General features: G+C 59.0%; 12 protein-coding genes and 1 riboswitch. Of the genes, 6 read left to right on the top strand and 6 right to left on the bottom strand.

What is annotated here, in order from left to right; all coding sequences use genetic code 11:
- The first annotated feature begins 177 nt into the window (after nucleotides 1-177).
- Both D8M41_RS06700 and D8M41_RS06695 read left to right on the top strand, forming a co-directional pair.
- Complete coding sequence (locus tag D8M41_RS06700; protein ID WP_126926640.1) at nucleotides 178-1209, top strand: DnaJ C-terminal domain-containing protein; 1032 nt, start codon at nucleotides 178-180, stop codon at nucleotides 1207-1209.
- 3 nt (nucleotides 1210-1212) lie between these two features.
- The gene (locus D8M41_RS06695; protein WP_006888158.1) at nucleotides 1213-1668 is read left to right on the top strand and encodes a heat shock protein transcriptional repressor HspR; all 456 of its coding nucleotides are present in this window, start codon (nucleotides 1213-1215) and stop codon (nucleotides 1666-1668) included.
- A 49-nt stretch (nucleotides 1669-1717) separates the two neighbouring features.
- Here the strand turns inward: D8M41_RS06695 and trmB are convergent, their stop codons facing one another.
- Both trmB and D8M41_RS12080 read right to left on the bottom strand, forming a co-directional pair.
- The gene (gene trmB / locus D8M41_RS06690; protein ID WP_126926639.1) at nucleotides 1718-2536 is read right to left on the bottom strand and encodes a tRNA (guanosine(46)-N7)-methyltransferase TrmB; all 819 of its coding nucleotides are present in this window, start codon (nucleotides 2534-2536) and stop codon (nucleotides 1718-1720) included.
- Between the two features lie 141 nt (nucleotides 2537-2677).
- Nucleotides 2678-2812 carry a hypothetical protein gene (locus D8M41_RS12080; RefSeq protein WP_274542623.1) on the bottom strand — a complete coding sequence of 45 codons (135 nt, stop codon included), beginning with the start codon at nucleotides 2810-2812 and terminating at the stop codon, nucleotides 2678-2680.
- Between the two features lie 559 nt (nucleotides 2813-3371).
- Here D8M41_RS12080 and D8M41_RS06680 point away from each other — a divergent pair.
- Complete coding sequence (locus D8M41_RS06680) at nucleotides 3372-4847, top strand: amino acid permease (protein WP_126926742.1); 1476 nt, start codon at nucleotides 3372-3374, stop codon at nucleotides 4845-4847.
- A gap of 172 nt (nucleotides 4848-5019) precedes the next feature.
- The gene (locus D8M41_RS06675) at nucleotides 5020-7593 is read left to right on the top strand and encodes a Tex family protein (protein WP_174232420.1); all 2574 of its coding nucleotides are present in this window, start codon (nucleotides 5020-5022) and stop codon (nucleotides 7591-7593) included.
- 132 nt (nucleotides 7594-7725) lie between these two features.
- Here D8M41_RS06675 and D8M41_RS06670 read toward each other — a convergent pair whose 3' ends face one another.
- The 4 genes from D8M41_RS06670 to D8M41_RS06655 form a co-directional block, all read right to left on the bottom strand.
- Entirely contained in the window at nucleotides 7726-8553 is an 828-nt protein-coding gene (locus D8M41_RS06670; RefSeq protein ID WP_126926638.1) for an aldo/keto reductase, read from the bottom strand.
- Nucleotides 8554-8747: 194 nt separating this feature from the next.
- Complete coding sequence (locus D8M41_RS06665) at nucleotides 8748-12860, bottom strand: DEAD/DEAH box helicase (RefSeq protein WP_126926637.1); 4113 nt, start codon at nucleotides 12858-12860, stop codon at nucleotides 8748-8750.
- Nucleotides 12861-12904: 44 nt separating this feature from the next.
- A complete protein-coding gene (locus tag D8M41_RS06660; protein WP_126926636.1) occupies nucleotides 12905-13228 on the bottom strand; it encodes a hypothetical protein in 324 nt (107 codons plus the stop codon).
- A 288-nt stretch (nucleotides 13229-13516) separates the two neighbouring features.
- Nucleotides 13517-14065: a hypothetical protein gene (locus tag D8M41_RS06655; RefSeq protein ID WP_126926635.1), complete on the bottom strand. Its 549-nt coding sequence runs from the start codon at nucleotides 14063-14065 to the stop codon at nucleotides 13517-13519.
- A 273-nt stretch (nucleotides 14066-14338) separates the two neighbouring features.
- Nucleotides 14339-14476, top strand: a riboswitch (SAM riboswitch).
- 31 nt (nucleotides 14477-14507) lie between these two features.
- On the opposite strand from D8M41_RS06655, the gene D8M41_RS06650 reads away from it, so the two are divergent.
- Together D8M41_RS06650 and D8M41_RS06645 are read left to right on the top strand one after the other, a co-directional pair.
- Entirely contained in the window at nucleotides 14508-14729 is a 222-nt protein-coding gene (locus tag D8M41_RS06650) for a hypothetical protein (RefSeq protein WP_006888132.1), read from the top strand.
- Nucleotides 14730-14734: 5 nt separating this feature from the next.
- Nucleotides 14735-15169, top strand: coding sequence for a plasmid stabilization protein (locus tag D8M41_RS06645; protein ID WP_126926634.1), 435 nt, complete (start codon nucleotides 14735-14737; stop codon nucleotides 15167-15169).
- Nucleotides 15170-15201 lie beyond the last annotated feature (32 nt).

The raw sequence follows: 15201 nt of genomic DNA, 5'->3' as shown, positions 1-15201 counted from the left end.
CGGGTTCTTGAGAAATTGAGAACCCGCCCGTTTGCCGCATATTTCCGCGGATTTTCTGGGATTTCTCTTCCAAAATTGAGTCTAGTAGACTAAACTTTATATAGGATTAAAAACTAAGGTTGTGCCCCTTTGAGCGGGGCGTTACAAGAACCCCGGACGACGGGAAAGGAGAACTACATGGCAAGCGAAAACTGGCTGTCAGAAGACTTTTATAAAACCCTCGGCGTGAAAGAAGACGCCTCCGACTCCGATATTAAAAAGGCCTACCGCAAACTCTCGCGCAAATACCACCCGGACCTGAACCCCGGGAACGAGACAGCCGAGAAGAAATTCAAGGAAGTCTCCGAAGCCTACGACGTGCTCTCGGATAAAAAACAGCGCGAAGAATACGACCAGATCCGCAAATACGGTGCCGCAGGGTTCGGCGGCAGCGGTTTCGGAGGTGGCGCATCCGGGTTCGGGGGCGCTGGCGGCGGCTTTGGCGGCCAAAACGTGCACTTCACCACCAGCGGCGGTGGCGAAGGCATCAACATTGAAGACCTGCTCGGCGGGCTCTTCGGTGGTGGTGCTGGCGGCGCGGGCGGTTCACGCCGTACCGCAGGGTTCACGAGCGCCGACTTCAGCGATGCCGGGTTTGGCGGCAGCGGCTTCGGCGGTGGTGGGCGCAAGCGCGCCCCGCAGGATAATAACCTTTCCACCAGCACGCGCATTACCCTGCCGCAGTCATATACAGGCACCACCGCGACCGTGTTCCTGCCGGACGGTACGAGCACTGAGGCGCGTATCCCGGCGGGCGTGAAGGACGGGCAGAAAGTGCGTGTGCGCGGCAAGGGACGCCCCGGAACTGGCGGTGATCTGATCGTGACCGTGCGTGTCTCGGATGACCCGCACTACAGTCGTGAAGGAAACAACCTGGTGCTGCGTGCCCCCGTCACCCTGGATGAGGCGGTCAATGGCGGTGTGCTGGAAGTACCCGTACCCGGCGGTAAAACCGTCAAACTGCGGCTGACCCCCGGCAGTGTGGGTCGTAAACTGCGTGCGAAAGGACGCGGGTTCACAACCAAATCGGGCACCGGCGACCTGCTGGTGATTCCAGAGGTGCACCTGCCGCAGAACCTGAGCGATGAGGCGAAGGAAGCCTTCGAGAAATTCATTGCTCTGGCGCCACAGGAGAACCCCCGTGAGGACCTTTTGAAGAAAGTTAGGTAGCTTATGAGTGCCCATAATAAGCAGTCGTCGGCATCTGCCTACAGTGCCGACCGGCCGGTTTTTGTGATTTCGGTGGCGGCGGAGCTGGCGGGTATGCACCCGCAGACGCTCCGCCAATACGACCGCCTGGGGCTGGTGCAGCCTTCGCGTGCGCCGGGCAAGGCCAGGCGCTATTCGCAGCGCGACGTTGATTTACTTCAGCGTATTCAGCAGCTCTCGCAGGAAGGTGTTTCGCTGGAGGGAATCCGCCGGATTATTGAGCTTGAAGAGATGGTGGAGGAACACCAGGAGCACATCGCCCGCCTGCAGGCCCAGCTTGAGGATGCGCACGCCAAACTGGGCCTGGCGGAACGAGTGTTCGCAGCCAGCACCCGCGGGGATGTGGTGAACATCCAGCGGGGGCAGCGCCCGGCACCTCGCAAACGCTCCTCGGCAGTGGTGCTGTACCGGCAGAAATAGGTCTTGACCGCCCCAATACCTGCCGCTTTGAAACGGCAGCTGCGAGTATTTACTTACGCCTATACGTCAGGTCGTGGGCGCGCCTTCCCGCCTCCCGGGCCTTCCTCTCAAAGCTAGTCAGGATGCGCCCCTCCCAGCGCGGCGCCCAACCACCCACGGGGTCGTCTTCGGTAGCGCCTTCACCGGCATGCATGTTCTCGAAATCGGGGTGCGCTTCCATGACGTCGCGCATTACGTGGGCGTATTCTTCCCAGTCGGTGGCGAGGCGCCAGATTCCGCCGGGTTTGAGCACGCGCGCAACCTTATCGGCAAAAGCGGGGGAGACCAGGCGGCGTTTATGGTGGCGTGACTTGTGCCAAGGGTCGGGGAAGAAAACCCAGAGCTCATCGACCGAGTTTTCGTCCAGCATGTTATCGAGCAGTTCGGGGGCGTTAGCCTGAGCGACGCGCACATTCTCAACCCCGGCCTGCCCCATCTTAAGCAGCAGATCCGCAATGCCGGGGGTGTAGACCTCAACGGCAAGGAAGTTCGCCTCGGGCATTTCACAGGCGCGGTGCACGATTGCTTCACCCAACCCGGAACCGATTTCGACCACCTGGTAGGCTTCGCGCCCGTAGATTGTGACCGGGTCGAAGCTGGCTTCGGGGGCTACAGAGGTATCTGCCCGCAGCCGGGGGATGTCGAGCACATGGGTGGGGGAGTACGTGTCCCACGCTTTTTGTCGGCGCGAGGTTAGGCGGTCACCGCGGCGCACGAAGGAATAAGGCTGGCGGAAGAACTCGGGCGGAACCTGCTTCTTACCGGCATCCTGCGAAGTTTCGGGTTCTAACGATGCGCCTGCGGAGGTGTTCTGCTCTTGAGATGACATACCTATCAGGATAACGTAGCGGCGCGCGGCGGCGGGTACTGTTAAAAATTCTGGGGACTAAAAGTTTCGGGGGCAGTTTCTTCATGCGACTGAAGAAACTGCCCCCGTTTGGCCTTTACGACCGCACATTCGCCGTGCAGGCTACTTTTTCTTGCTGGAGAACAGCAACGCCAGACCCGCGCCGAGCATCACGATGTTGTTGGCCAGCTGCTGCCCGTCCTGGGTGGGGCGGAAGGCTTTATCGTGCATGTCCGGGTTGCGGAAATACATGGTCATGAGGTTTGCGCTGAAAGCGGTTAGCCCGGCACCCGCCAGGCGGCTGGGGATGAAAGGGGCCAGCAGTGCAGATGAAAATGGAGGCGCATCCAGCGTATTGCTGTCGGCAGTACCATGTATGGGTGCTGGGCTTGACCCTCGGACCAGTCATTAGGTTGAAGTTACCCTAAGAAAGTGTATTATTATTCTGGTGAACGAATGAATATTTTTAAGTGTGCCGCAGGTTGGCGCATCATGTGAACCTTCCACTTGAATGTCTAATGTATCTCAATGTGTGGAATTGCCTCATGGTCCCCTTGCTTTTCGCGGCACTAAAGGCTGTCTGTGGAATCCTTGCCATGACTTGCGACACCCCGCATCGTACCGTGTATGATATAAACCATAGATTTATAACACTCAACTTAAAAATAACTACTACATACTGAGTTAGTTATGTAGAATATATATTCAAAACATTTGGTAGTTTCCTACACATCATGGGTTGTAACACCAAAGTTTGCCCCGAAAGTCGGGGCTGTCCCACGCCGAACCGGGATCCAACCACGAAAGAGGAACTGTGATGCAGCAACCTCACGAAAACGCCGCACCGGCGGCAGAGAGTACGGGCCAAGCTGAAGAACTACACCGCGGGCTGAGCAACCGGCATATTCAGCTCATTGCCATTGGTGGTGCCATCGGTACTGGCCTATTTATGGGCTCGGGCAAGGCAATCTCCAAAGCCGGGCCCTCTATCCTGCTGGTCTACATTGTTATTGGCGCCGCCATTTTCCTTGTGCTGCGCGCGATGGGCGAGATTCTTCTCTCGAACCTCAAGTACAAATCATTCTCCGACTTCACCGCCGACCTCGTTGGGCGACCAGCAGGGTTCTTCCTCGGCTGGTCGTACTGGTTTATGTGGGTGGTTACGGCAGTTGCGGATATTATCGCTATCGTAGATTACAGCCAATTATGGTGGCCTAATTTACCTAAAGCAGTACCTGCACTCGTCGTCATTATTGCACTGTTGACGCTGAACCTGCCTTCGGTAAAGAACTTCGGTGAGATCGAGTTCTGGTTCGCCATGATTAAGATCGTCGCCATCTGTGCACTCATACTGGTTGGTATCATTATGGTGGCTACCAGCTTCACCGCCCCCAACGGTTCTCACGCACAGATCGCTAACCTGTGGGAGCACGGCGGGTTCTTCCCTAACGGAGTCTTCGGCTTCCTCGGCGCCTTCCAGATCGCTATCTTCGCGTTCATGGGCTCGGAGCTAGTGGGCACCACTGCCGCAGAAACCCAGAACCCCACCGTAACCCTGCCCAAGGCCATTAACTCGGTTCCGGTACGTATCATTATCTTCTACGTGGGTGCGCTTCTGGTGATCCTCATGGTGAACCCCTGGAACGAGATTGACCCCGCGAAAAGCCCCTTCGTGACCATGTTCAGCCTCGCCGGGATCGGCATCGCCGCCCACATCGTGAACGCTGTGGTGCTCACCTCGGCAACCTCATCGGCAAACTCAGGTATTTTCTCCACCTCACGCATGGTGTACGGCCTGGCGCAGGAAGGTGACGCCCCCAAGGCACTGGGTGTTCTCTCAGCCCAAGGCGTACCCCGCAACGCACTATTCCTCACCTCCACGCTGTTGCTCTCAAGTATCGTGCTGCTTTATGCGGGTGACTCCATTATTGGGGCCTTCACGCTGGTGACCACCATGGCGGCTGTGCTCGTGATCTTCGTATGGTCCATGATCCTCATTAGCTACATGTGCTACCGCCGTAAACGCCCCCAGCTGCACGCCCAGAGCGTATACCGCATGCCCGGCGGTGTGGTGATGTGCTGGGTTGTGCTGGCGTTCTTCGCATTCTCCATCTGCATTCTGGCAACTGCCGAAGATACCCGCGCAGGGCTTATGTTAATGCCCATCTGGTTCGGCGGGCTCGCGATCGGTTGGTTTGTGAAGAACAAGCTGCACCCGGAGGTTCCCGAGACCAGTATCACCCAGTCCCACCCGATCCTGGATTTGAAGCAAGCCTCAGACGACAAGAAATAGGGTTATAGCGCCAAACGCTCATAATGGCGGGGCTCCCGCACCCATCAAGGGATGCGCTGGCCCCGCCATTAGTATATTCTGCAGCTGCTGCTTACCCCGGTACACCGCAGAAACACGCCGAACACGCCGCCTCAAGTGGCAGAGAACCCCGTGACGGTGCGAAACTAAAGGAATGAGCGCACAACGCCCCCACCCGAAACCCGCAAACAGCAGCAACCGTGACGGTGATGCCGCACCCTGGCCCGCACCTCACAACCCGGCGGAAGGGCAGGAGACAGCACCAGCACCGGGGAACCGCAGCCGCGCGCACAGCCCCTACCCGCACAGCCCCCAGCCCTGCAACGGCACCCCGAAAACATCCGGGGCAGGGGAAGAAGCGGAAAGCATCGCCGCAGAACTGCACCTTGCCCCGGCGAACGTTAACGCCGTTATTGCCCTGCTCGACTCCGGCGCCAGCGTGCCCTTCATTGCTCGTTACCGTAAAGAAGCCACCGGCGGCATGAGCGACACGAACCTGCGGGCTCTTCACACGCGCCTCACCCAGCTGCGCGCACTCAACCAGCGGCGAGAAGTCATCCACGCCGCCCTTGCTGAACGCTACACCGAAGGGGCTATCGACCCGCTCACCTACGAGCAGCTGCTCGCCGGGCTTCGCGCAGCCCGCACCAAAACCGAGCTGGAAAACCTCTACGCCCCCTACCGCAGCCAGCGCATCACCAAAGCCCAGCAGGCACGCGCCGCCGGGCTGGACGCGCTCGTTGAAGACCTGCTGGAGGTGCCCCTCGCCGGTGTGTACGATATTGCCGCCGCCTACGTGAACGAAACCGGAGAAGGCGAAGAATACGCCATTACCACCGTTGAAGAGGCGCTTGAAGGGGCACGCGCCATTCTGATCGACCGCGCCGCCACAGACCCCGCACTCACCGGGCGGCTCTACGACAAACTAGTCGCCACCGGCACCATCTCAACCCGGCTCATCGCCGGTAAAGACAATGAAGGCGCAAAATTCGCCGACTACTTCGACTTCTCAGACCGCATCCGCAGCATCCGCTCCCACCGTGTGCTTGCGCTGCTGCGCGCACGCCAGGCGGGAATCGTGAAACTCAGTATTGACGCATCCACACCCCCGCCGCCGCTAAGCCACCTCAAAGGTGAACAGCGTGAAGCCGCCCGTGCAGCCGCCGAAAACTACAAGAACGCACGTTCGGTATATGAGCGGGAAGTAGCCGCAGCCCTGCGCATCCCCGTGCAGGTGCTCAACACCGTTGATAGCGAAGACCGCGTGCTTGGCTGGCTTGCCGCCACTGTACGCGCCGCCTGGCGCAAACGCCTGCACCCACGCCTGGCCGAGCGCATCCGTGAAAAACTTTTTGAAACCGCAGAACGTGAAGCCATCGACGTATTCACCTCAAACCTGCGCGACATTCTGCTTGCCGCACCCGCCGGGCAGCGCACCACCCTGGGCCTAGACCCCGGCCTGAAACACGGCGTTAAATGCGCCGTTATTAATGGCACCGGGAAAGTGCTTGACGCCTTCACCGTCTACCCGCACGCACCCCGCCACGACTGGGATGCCGCGCTCACCCGGCTTGAAAACGCCGTGCGCACCCACGGGGTTGAGCTTATTGCTATCGGTAACGGCACCGCCTCACGCGAGACCGACAAACTCGCCGCTGAGCTGCTAGCCCGCCTGCGTACTGGCGGGTACGAAAAAGCACAAAAAATCACCGTCTCTGAGGCGGGCGCATCCGTCTACTCAGCCTCCGCAACCGCCAGCGAAGAACTCCCCGAATTGGATGTGACCTTACGCGGTGCTGTCTCTATCGCCCGGCGCTTACAAGACCCGCTCGCTGAACTCGTCAAAATCGACCCGCAATCCATTGGTGTGGGCCAATACCAGCATGATGTGAGCGTTACCGCCCTGCGCCGGGGCCTTGATGCGACCGTCGAAGACTGCGTGAACGCCGTGGGTGTGAACCTCAATAGTGCCTCAGTCCCGCTGTTGGCTCGCGTAGCCGGGCTGAACCGAACCGTCGCCGAAAACATTGTTGCCTACCGCAACGAGAACGGCCCCTTTACTTCCCGAACCGAGCTGCTTAACGTGCCCCGCCTGGGCCCTAAAGCCTATGAGCAGGCGGCCGGGTTCGTGCGTATCACAGGCGGGGTGGAGCCCCTGGACGCCTCTGCCGTGCACCCCGAATCGTACCCCATTGCGCGGCGCATTATTGCGGATGCCCTCGCCCGCAACGGTGCCGTGTGGGCCGCCGGGGCGCTCACCGTGCCGGGAACATCAGAGAACGAGAAAGCGCTGATGGGGCTGCGCCCTGCCGACTACATCACTGATACAGCGGGCGACTACACGGTGCGTGATATTTTTGCGGAGCTGCTACGCCCCGGCCGTGACCCCCGCCCGGAATTCCGCACCGCACAGTTCTCAGAGACCATCTCATGTATCGAAGACCTCGCTCCGGGCATGGTACTTGAGGGCGTGGTCTCTAACGTGGCGGCATTCGGCGCGTTCGTCGATATTGGGGTGCACCAAGACGGGCTGGTGCATATTTCACAGATGAGCCGCCGCCGCGTGCACAACACCCATGATGTGGTGCGCAGCGGCGACATTGTGCAGGTTCGAGTGGTTGAGGTGGATGCGCCCCGCAAACGCATCTCGCTCTCGCTGCTGGTGGACGATACCCCAGATACCGAACCCGGCAGGCAGAAACAGAAAAAGAATAAGCGTTCTCGATAGGGTGGGTTTTGCCGCAGGGGTGCGGGCTGTCTCCAGAGCAGAAGGTTCCCTTGCTGTGAGAGGCCATGTACCCTCTCAGCGCAAAGGAACCTTCTACATGGGTGCGATCATTGGGGCTGCTAACCCCAGCTGCTAAAACTCAGGGTTCTGCGGGTCGGGGCCTATGCGACCATCCGCCCGGGTAAGCCCATCAATCGCCGCAATGTCTGCCGCATCCAGGGTGACATTAGCGGCTGCAAAGTTCTCGGCAATGCGCGCAGGAGTCACCGACTTCGGAATCGCCACAATCCCCTTTGCCAGATGCCAGGCGAGCACAACCTGCGCCGGGGAAACGCCGTGCTTACCCGCAATCTCAACGATCACCGGGTCTTTCAGAAGCTCACCGCCCTGACCAAGCGGCGACCAAGCCTCAGTCACAATACCAAACTCACTGTGCACCGCGCGCATATCTTCCTGCGAGAAATACGGGTGCAGCTCAATCTGGTGAATCGCCGGGGTCACGCCGGTATCGGCGATAATTTCGTGCAGCTGAGCCTGCGGAAAGTTTGAGACACCAATCGAACGCACCTTACCTTGCTTTTTCAGCTCAATGAGCGCCCGCCATGACTCCAGATAGGTACCCTGCTGCGGCATAGCCCAGTGAATCAGATACAGATCCACGTAATCGGTGCCGAGCCGCTCTAGCGATGCATCAAGCGCGGCAATAGCCTTCTCAAAACCCTGATCCGAGTTCCAGAGCTTGGTGGTGAGAAAAATATCCTCGCGCGGCACGGAGCTGGCGGCAATACCACGACCTACCCCAACCTCGTTCCCATAAATGGATGCAGTATCGATGTGGCGGTAACCTGCTTCGAGAGCCGTACCGACAGCATCGGCGGCACCATTATCTTCAATCTGCCACACGCCATACCCCAGCTGAGGGATGCTGTTGCCGTCGTTGAACGTGATGTTTTTGACCATTACTTCTCCTGAAATTTGATGGGGACTGACGCCAACGGTACCCCTGGATGCGCTCGCACGCTAGAGCAGTGGGCGAATCCAGCCCAGCGCGAAACCGGTAAGCCCCTCCCCGGAGCGTAAAAAGAGCCTTGATGTGAATAAAGCGTGAAAAATCCCGCTTTATTCACATAAAGAGCCTTTTTAGTGAGGGGAAATTAGGAGCCGGTCGGGGAGAACAGCTGTCGCACCTGCTCAGCGCTGACCTTCGTTGAAGCAAACGAGCCGTCATTGACGACCGCCTCAAACAGGGCGGCCTTTGACTCTTTCAAATCCATGACCTTCTCCTCAATGGTGCCCTGCGCCACCAGCCGGTGCACGTGCACGTCACGTTCCTGCCCAATACGGTGGATACGGTCCACCGCCTGCTGTTCCGCCGCCGGGTTCCACCACGGGTCCATAATGAAGCAGTGATCTGCCTCCGTCAGGTTCAGCCCGAACCCGCCAGCTTTAAGCGAAATGAGGAACACCGGTGCCACACCGTCAGCAAAATCCTTCAAAACCTGCGGGCGGTTGCGGGTGGCACCGTCCAGGTACAGGTGCTTTATGCCTTCAGCCTCAAGCCGCCGCGAGATAGTGCGCAAATACCCCGTGAACTGGCTGAACACCAGCACCCGGTGCCCTCCCGTCAGCAGGTCGGGCAGCTGCCCCAGCAGGTACTCCAGTTTGGCCGACCCCACCTCCTCATACTCCACCGGGTCGATCAGTGCAGCATCCAACGCCAGCCGCCGCAGCAGCGTGAGCGACTGAAAAATGGTGAACCGGTTTTTATCTATGTCCTCCAGCAGGCCCAGCACCTTCTGCCGCTCACGCTGAAGCCGCGTATCGTAAATACGCCGGTGCGTGGGATTCAACGGAATATCAATGCGCATGTCGTTCTTCTGCGGCAGCTCAGCAGCCACCACCTCCTTGGTGCGCCGCAGCATGAGCGGGCCCACCCGGCGGCGCAGGCGCGGCACCGCATCGGTGTCCTCCCCAGACTCGGCCGGGCGTGCGTACAGGTCACGGAACGCCCGTGCGGACGGGAACAGCCCGTCAGCCACAATCGCCAGGATCGCCCAGAGCTCCATGAGGTTGTTCTCCATGGGGGTGCCGGTGATCGCCAGCTTAAAGTCGGCTGGAAGTGCCCGCGCCGCCTTCCACGCGCGGGTGGCTGCGTTCTTCACAAACTGCGCCTCATCCAAAACCAGCGCGCCCCACCCGGCGGGCGGCACACCAGAGGCGTCATCGACGGGGGCCTGCCCGCTGCGTTCCTGCAAGAGCTGCCCGTACTCGGTGTAGCCCGCCTCATCAATCCGAAAGAGGGCGTAACTGGTGACCACCAGGTGCGCACCAGCAGCCATTTCAGCGATGCTTTTCCCGCTTTTCGCGGTGGACGCGCTCACCACTGCAACTTTCGCGTCGGGGACGAACCGTGCTGCCTCATTCGCCCAGTTACCCACCACGGAGGTGGGCGCGACCACCAGGAACGGTGCGAACGGCGGCTGCTCGCCATCCTGCGACCGGCCTGCCGTGGCCTGTTCGGCGTGCTCCTGCATGGCGTGGGCTAAAAGCGCGAGGGTCTGCACGGTCTTGCCAAGGCCCATCTCATCCGCCAGGATGCCGCCGAGGCGGTGCTGCCGCAAGAACGCGAGCCACCGGAACCCCTCCAGCTGGTAGGGGCGCAGGGTTGCCTCCAGCCCGGCGGGTGCCTGAAGGTTCAGCGCCGAGAAGGCGTATTCCCGCACCGCCCCGGGTGTAGAATGCTCATTCTTTTTCTGGCTGTTCTGCGCTGTTTTTTCGGGGTTTTTCGTCCCTGAGAGGTCTTCTGGTGTATCCGTTTGGGCCTCGTCTAAAAGGCTGAGCAGGTTACGCACCTGCGCATCCCAGGAAGCCACCGTATTCACATGCGACGCCAGGGACTCAAGCTCATCCCACAACCCCACCTGGCGGCGGTTAATACGCAGCTCAGTACTGGAATCGTTGAGGGTGCGTGCCTCAGCAATGAGCGCCCGCAGCGCCGTGAACTCCGGGCGGTTCAGCGAAAAATAGGTGCCGTTACCCAGAAGAATCCTGTCTTGGGCACGATCGAGCGCCTCAAAAACCTGCGAGAACGGAACATGCCAGTCATTCACACGGATAGCGATACCCAGCCCGAACCAGTCCCGTGAATTCCCCTCGGTCACATTCACCTCAATGAGTGCGTCGGTGGCCTCCGTAAACTCGGGCACGGTGCCCAGCAGCCGCACCCGAACCCCGGAAATCCGCCGCAGGGCGGGCAATACGCGGGTGAGAACATCGCGGGTTTCCCAGCCCTCGGTACGTCCGCGCGTCAGCTCAATAGTGCCGGGCAGCGAGCGCACCTTACGCAGCACCCGCGCCTCAAACCGGGCGTCACGAATGTCCCCGCCGGGTTCACCCGCGTAGCCAAACACCGGCAGGCGCGTGTACTGTTCACCGGTGCCCGTTTCGCTGTCGGGTGCATCTTCGGTGGTGGAGGCACCGAGCGGGTTCAGTGGGTATTCCCAGTACCAGTCGGTGGTCGCATCGTGCGCCACCTGCTCATTAAAGGCCATCTCAAACACCAGGCGAGGTGAACGCACCTGCGGCAGGTTCAGCGCCGGGTCCGGGGTCAGCACCGGTACTGTACGCGCTAGAGCGGGCAGGTATTCGCGGTGAAAATCTTCACGGGAAGCCTCGGGCACCTCAATAGCACCGGTGGTGATGAATGAATCGGTGGCGGCGTCCAGCGGCTCAGCGAGGGGGATGAAGGCCAGCTGCAGTCCGTCTGGAATCTGCGGTATGTCGTCGTGGTGCTCCGCAGGTGCGGCACCGGCAAGCTCGGGGATCAGCTCACCTGGGGCAGGGCTGCCTGCCTGTGATTGTTCCGCCGCCGCTGGCTGCTCCGCCCCGACGGCTGCGAATTCGGCGCGGCACACACGGTCGAGTGCGCCCTCGCGGGTTGTTTTCCACCGCACCTGGGCTGCCGCCTGCTCGTACACCTGTTGCGCCAGCCCGCCAAGGGCGAAGAACCCAATGCAGCAGGTGCCCGCCCCGGCCCCGTTGTAGCCGCTGTTCGGGGTGCCCAGGGGGTGAGAGTTCGCCGCATCCACCCACACCTGCCGGATGCGCCCGTCCTGGCGGGTTTCCCAGCCGAGTATCGGCTCAAGACGCAGCCCGCCCTCCGCCGGGTCGCTCAAGGAGGCGCCGGGCAGCGTTGTGGCACGCATTTTTACGGTGGCAGGCGGCAACACCGTCAAGTTTATTTCGCGCCCTTCAAGCAGGATCGGCAGTCCGATGCGCTGGGCGCGTGCGAGCACATCCCACAGCAGGGCGCTGCCGGATGCGCTGAGCGAGACCCAGTCTCGGTGCGAGGTGTACATGGACTGCCAGGGCCGCACCACCGAGTAGAGCTCAGCAAACCACCGTTCGTGTTCGGGGTATATTTCGTGGCGCAGCACCGGCCCGCCTACGGATGAGGCGAAGGTTTCCCAGCTGAGGCCGCCCTTGACCCAGCGCCCCGTGTTGGAACGCATGAGGGGGCGGGCGAGCAGGCTAATGCGGGCGGCGGTTTCTGCGCTTGAGGGGCCGAAAGACCGGGCGGGTGCCACGCTGAAAGATAGGTCTAACGCCCCGGATACCCGGGCGGAGTCAATACCGGTGGGGGTGCCGCCTGCGGCGAGCACCTGGGAGAGGTCGCGCCTCCAGGCGGGGATGCGTGAGGGTGCGCTCTGCGGGGTGCCGTCAGGGTGAGGGCCGCCGGGGTGCTGCGCCGCCCGACGGGTGCGGGTGCTGTGCTGTGGGGTGCGGCTTTCACCCTTGACATCGGTTATTTTTTGGTCAGCCTCACCCATTGTGGCTGCGGTGCCCACCTCAAGCCCGAGCCCTTGTAGGTCTCGCACAAGGTCTTTAACCTGCTCGGGCACCTGCGGCCCGTTATCTTCGGATTCTATCCCCAGGGCGATACGGGATTGTTCCGCCCGGTCAATGGCGGTGAGCATGAGCGCGGCGGCGTGCTTACAGTTGAGGTCTACCGGGCAGGTGCAGTGCGAGACGAAGTGATTATTGGTGGGGCCTTTGGGTCGGGAGAAGCGAACATATACTTCGTAGGGGGAGGGGGTGTTGCCGTTGACGAGGCCGTGCAGCTCGTTGGCGGCCGCGTCGTACCGGTAGCGTACAACCATGCCCTTGGCGGCGTAGGTGCGGGCGCGTTGGAAGGTTCGTCCGCCGACTTGTTCGAGTATCTTGTCTTCGGTGATGGGGATGCTGGGGAAGGGATTCGGCTCGATCACCGTTCCATTATCTCAAGGGTGTCAAAGCCTTGAGGCTGTTTTCGTCACTGCTGCTTTTCGGGCGGCTGCTTGTGCTGATCTGCCCTGAGTCGCCTGAGCTGTTCTTCCCGTATTTTCTTGTCTTCACGCACGGAGGTAATGATTTTTAGAACTATGGCAGTAACTCCGAATGGAAGGCCAATACTCAGGAAAAAATAGCTGAGATTCTCTGTTGCTCGCACCAGTGGGCTTTTCGCGGTCACAATACCGCGCCATTCAAAAGCGTGGTACTCCACGAGGGCACCCCATTGCATGAGGATATACAGTATAACGCCAATGCCTAGAAGAACAACGGCTATTGTGCCAATAATACGTAGGGTGAGCTTCATACATAGCACCCAGCTTTCTGCCGAATCTTTACTGAAATAAAGGTAGAAATAGTCCCTTAAAATCCCAGCCTATAAGGTGCTGCCCCGTCCGTCCACTATGAAATTTGGAATTCTTAACTGGCGAGAAGACAGTGAAAGTATTGCTTACGGGTGAAACGTTTAACAGTAAAGTAGGAAAGATAGTTGGCTGTCAGCTTGGGGTGCTGTGCAACCACAAGAATAGTGCACGCGACCAGTGACCGCCCGTTGGTGCGAAGAGCGGTCCGCACGGACTGCCCCATGCGCTTGCTACTCAATATCCTCAATATTCATATTGGCTGACATGATGCCTTCCTGTGTCTCTTTAAATAGCTCACCAGTGTCACTTACAATATAGGATTCTCCCCGTGAATATATTAGATTATAAAGCCCCTCGTAAAACTTACCTCCAACATAATAAATATCGCCGGAATCGGGTATCTCATAGATTCTTCCCAGCTCATCAATTAAAATATCTCGACCCTCTTTAAAACCAAAATTTCTTATCTTTTTATCAATGAGATGTGGGCAGAAGTAGTCGGAGCTGTTTTCCTCTAATGAGTAATCTAATAATTCTTGGGTTGTTTCCCCAAAAGTATAAACCTCATTGTCAAACATAAACATTTCATATTCAACCGGAATGTACATATCCTTGGCTACTGAGATATACCATATCTCCCGTAAAAATTTCTTCACCAGATCAGGTAGCTCTTCCAGGTGGGGTGGTAATTTTTCAAGCAGCACATCTCGTTCAAAATACCAGCCGGAAGATGTCATCTTTTTGAAAAAATCAGAACTTATTTCATACGGTTGCTTCATTCCAATACCTCAAGTTTCCTAATATTACCTATTTACTTTTAGTCTTTCCGGGGTATGGGTGCACTCCCCCCATACCCGCATCTGTTTCTGCAAGCGTGTGGGGTGATAGAGCTATCAGCCCCTACTCATCATACGGACAGAAAACGGGGGAGAAGGGCCTCCTCTTGGCGTATAGCAAAAGAAACAGAACACTTTGTGTGTAATGTAAATCACTAAGGCTTCCTTGGGGTGGTCGTTTACAGCCGCGCGGAATCTGCTGTAAGCTGTACTCAGCTTCAAGAGTTTCGACTGATAAGCTCCGACTATGGTCGAACGCCAACCCCATGTTCACGGGTGGCTCGGATGACGAAGCGGTTTGTATTCACCGCCCCGCACACGCGGGTCGGCAACCGGTACAGGCAAGAGCAACGCGAAAGGAACGCGCATCGGCGCATGGTTGTCAATGTACAACAGCTCTGCAGCATCTAATCACCTCACCCCCACCCGCACCTACCAGGAAAAACTGCGCGCCGCCGCAGTGCCAGCACGCGGAGGGTACACCGCGGTGAGCATCCAAGACTACACGCGTATCTCATCCCAACGCGACGAATTCCTCAACTTTCTGCTGCTGCCCAACCCCGAAGGCATCCCCGCCGTTGAATATGCTGGTTTGCGCGTAGCATAGAGCGTATGAAAACCTCAGGCATACTCCTCGATTCGGATGTGCTCGCCGAAATACGCAAAGCCACCCCAGACCCCAGGGTCGTCGCTTTTCTGCGCCGCCGCGCCTGGAGGCACATGTACATTTCCGTGCTGAGCGTGGGCGAACTTAAAGGCCTCTACCCCTACTCGGAGACCGACCGGTGGATTGCTGAGCTCCTTGAACGATTCGCGGATCATGTGATTAATATTGACGCGAAAGTCAGCCTGGAATGGGCCGGACGTAACGCCCCAATCGGCTACCACAGTGTAGGCAGAGCCGACGCCGCACCGCTGCCAACTGCCGCCTTAGAGGGCCTGATCTGTGCCAGCGCCCGAGCCTATAACCTTGAAATTGTCTCTTCTAAAGCCGAGGTGTACCGCAGGTGGGAAGCGGCCGCCACCAACCCCTGGACCGAGGAATAGAGCGGCAAAAACACACACTGTGCGGGGGCCGG

Origin of the sequence: Rothia sp. HSID18069 (assembly GCF_003989155.1) — a bacterium.
GTDB classification, from domain to species: Bacteria; Actinomycetota; Actinomycetes; order Actinomycetales; family Micrococcaceae; genus Rothia; species Rothia aeria.
This window is presented reverse-complemented; position numbering and strand designations above follow the sequence as displayed.

Coding starts and splice junctions, on each gene's coding strand:
- D8M41_RS06670 (WP_126926638.1), bottom strand. CDS start 8,553: ATGGTCAAAAACATCACGTTCAACGACGGCAACAGCATCCCTCAGCTG.
- D8M41_RS06675 (WP_174232420.1), top strand. CDS start 5,020: ATGAGCGCACAACGCCCCCACCCGAAACCCGCAAACAGCAGCAACCGT.
- D8M41_RS06695 (WP_006888158.1), top strand. CDS start 1,213: ATGAGTGCCCATAATAAGCAGTCGTCGGCATCTGCCTACAGTGCCGAC.
- D8M41_RS06650 (WP_006888132.1), top strand. CDS start 14,508: ATGTACAACAGCTCTGCAGCATCTAATCACCTCACCCCCACCCGCACC.
- D8M41_RS06660 (WP_126926636.1), bottom strand. CDS start 13,228: ATGAAGCTCACCCTACGTATTATTGGCACAATAGCCGTTGTTCTTCTA.
- trmB (WP_126926639.1), bottom strand. CDS start 2,536: ATGTCATCTCAAGAGCAGAACACCTCCGCAGGCGCATCGTTAGAACCC.
- D8M41_RS06700 (WP_126926640.1), top strand. CDS start 178: ATGGCAAGCGAAAACTGGCTGTCAGAAGACTTTTATAAAACCCTCGGC.
- D8M41_RS06645 (WP_126926634.1), top strand. CDS start 14,735: ATGAAAACCTCAGGCATACTCCTCGATTCGGATGTGCTCGCCGAAATA.
- D8M41_RS12080 (WP_274542623.1), bottom strand. CDS start 2,812: ATGACCATGTATTTCCGCAACCCGGACATGCACGATAAAGCCTTCCGC.
- D8M41_RS06655 (WP_126926635.1), bottom strand. CDS start 14,065: ATGAAGCAACCGTATGAAATAAGTTCTGATTTTTTCAAAAAGATGACA.
- D8M41_RS06680 (WP_126926742.1), top strand. CDS start 3,372: ATGCAGCAACCTCACGAAAACGCCGCACCGGCGGCAGAGAGTACGGGC.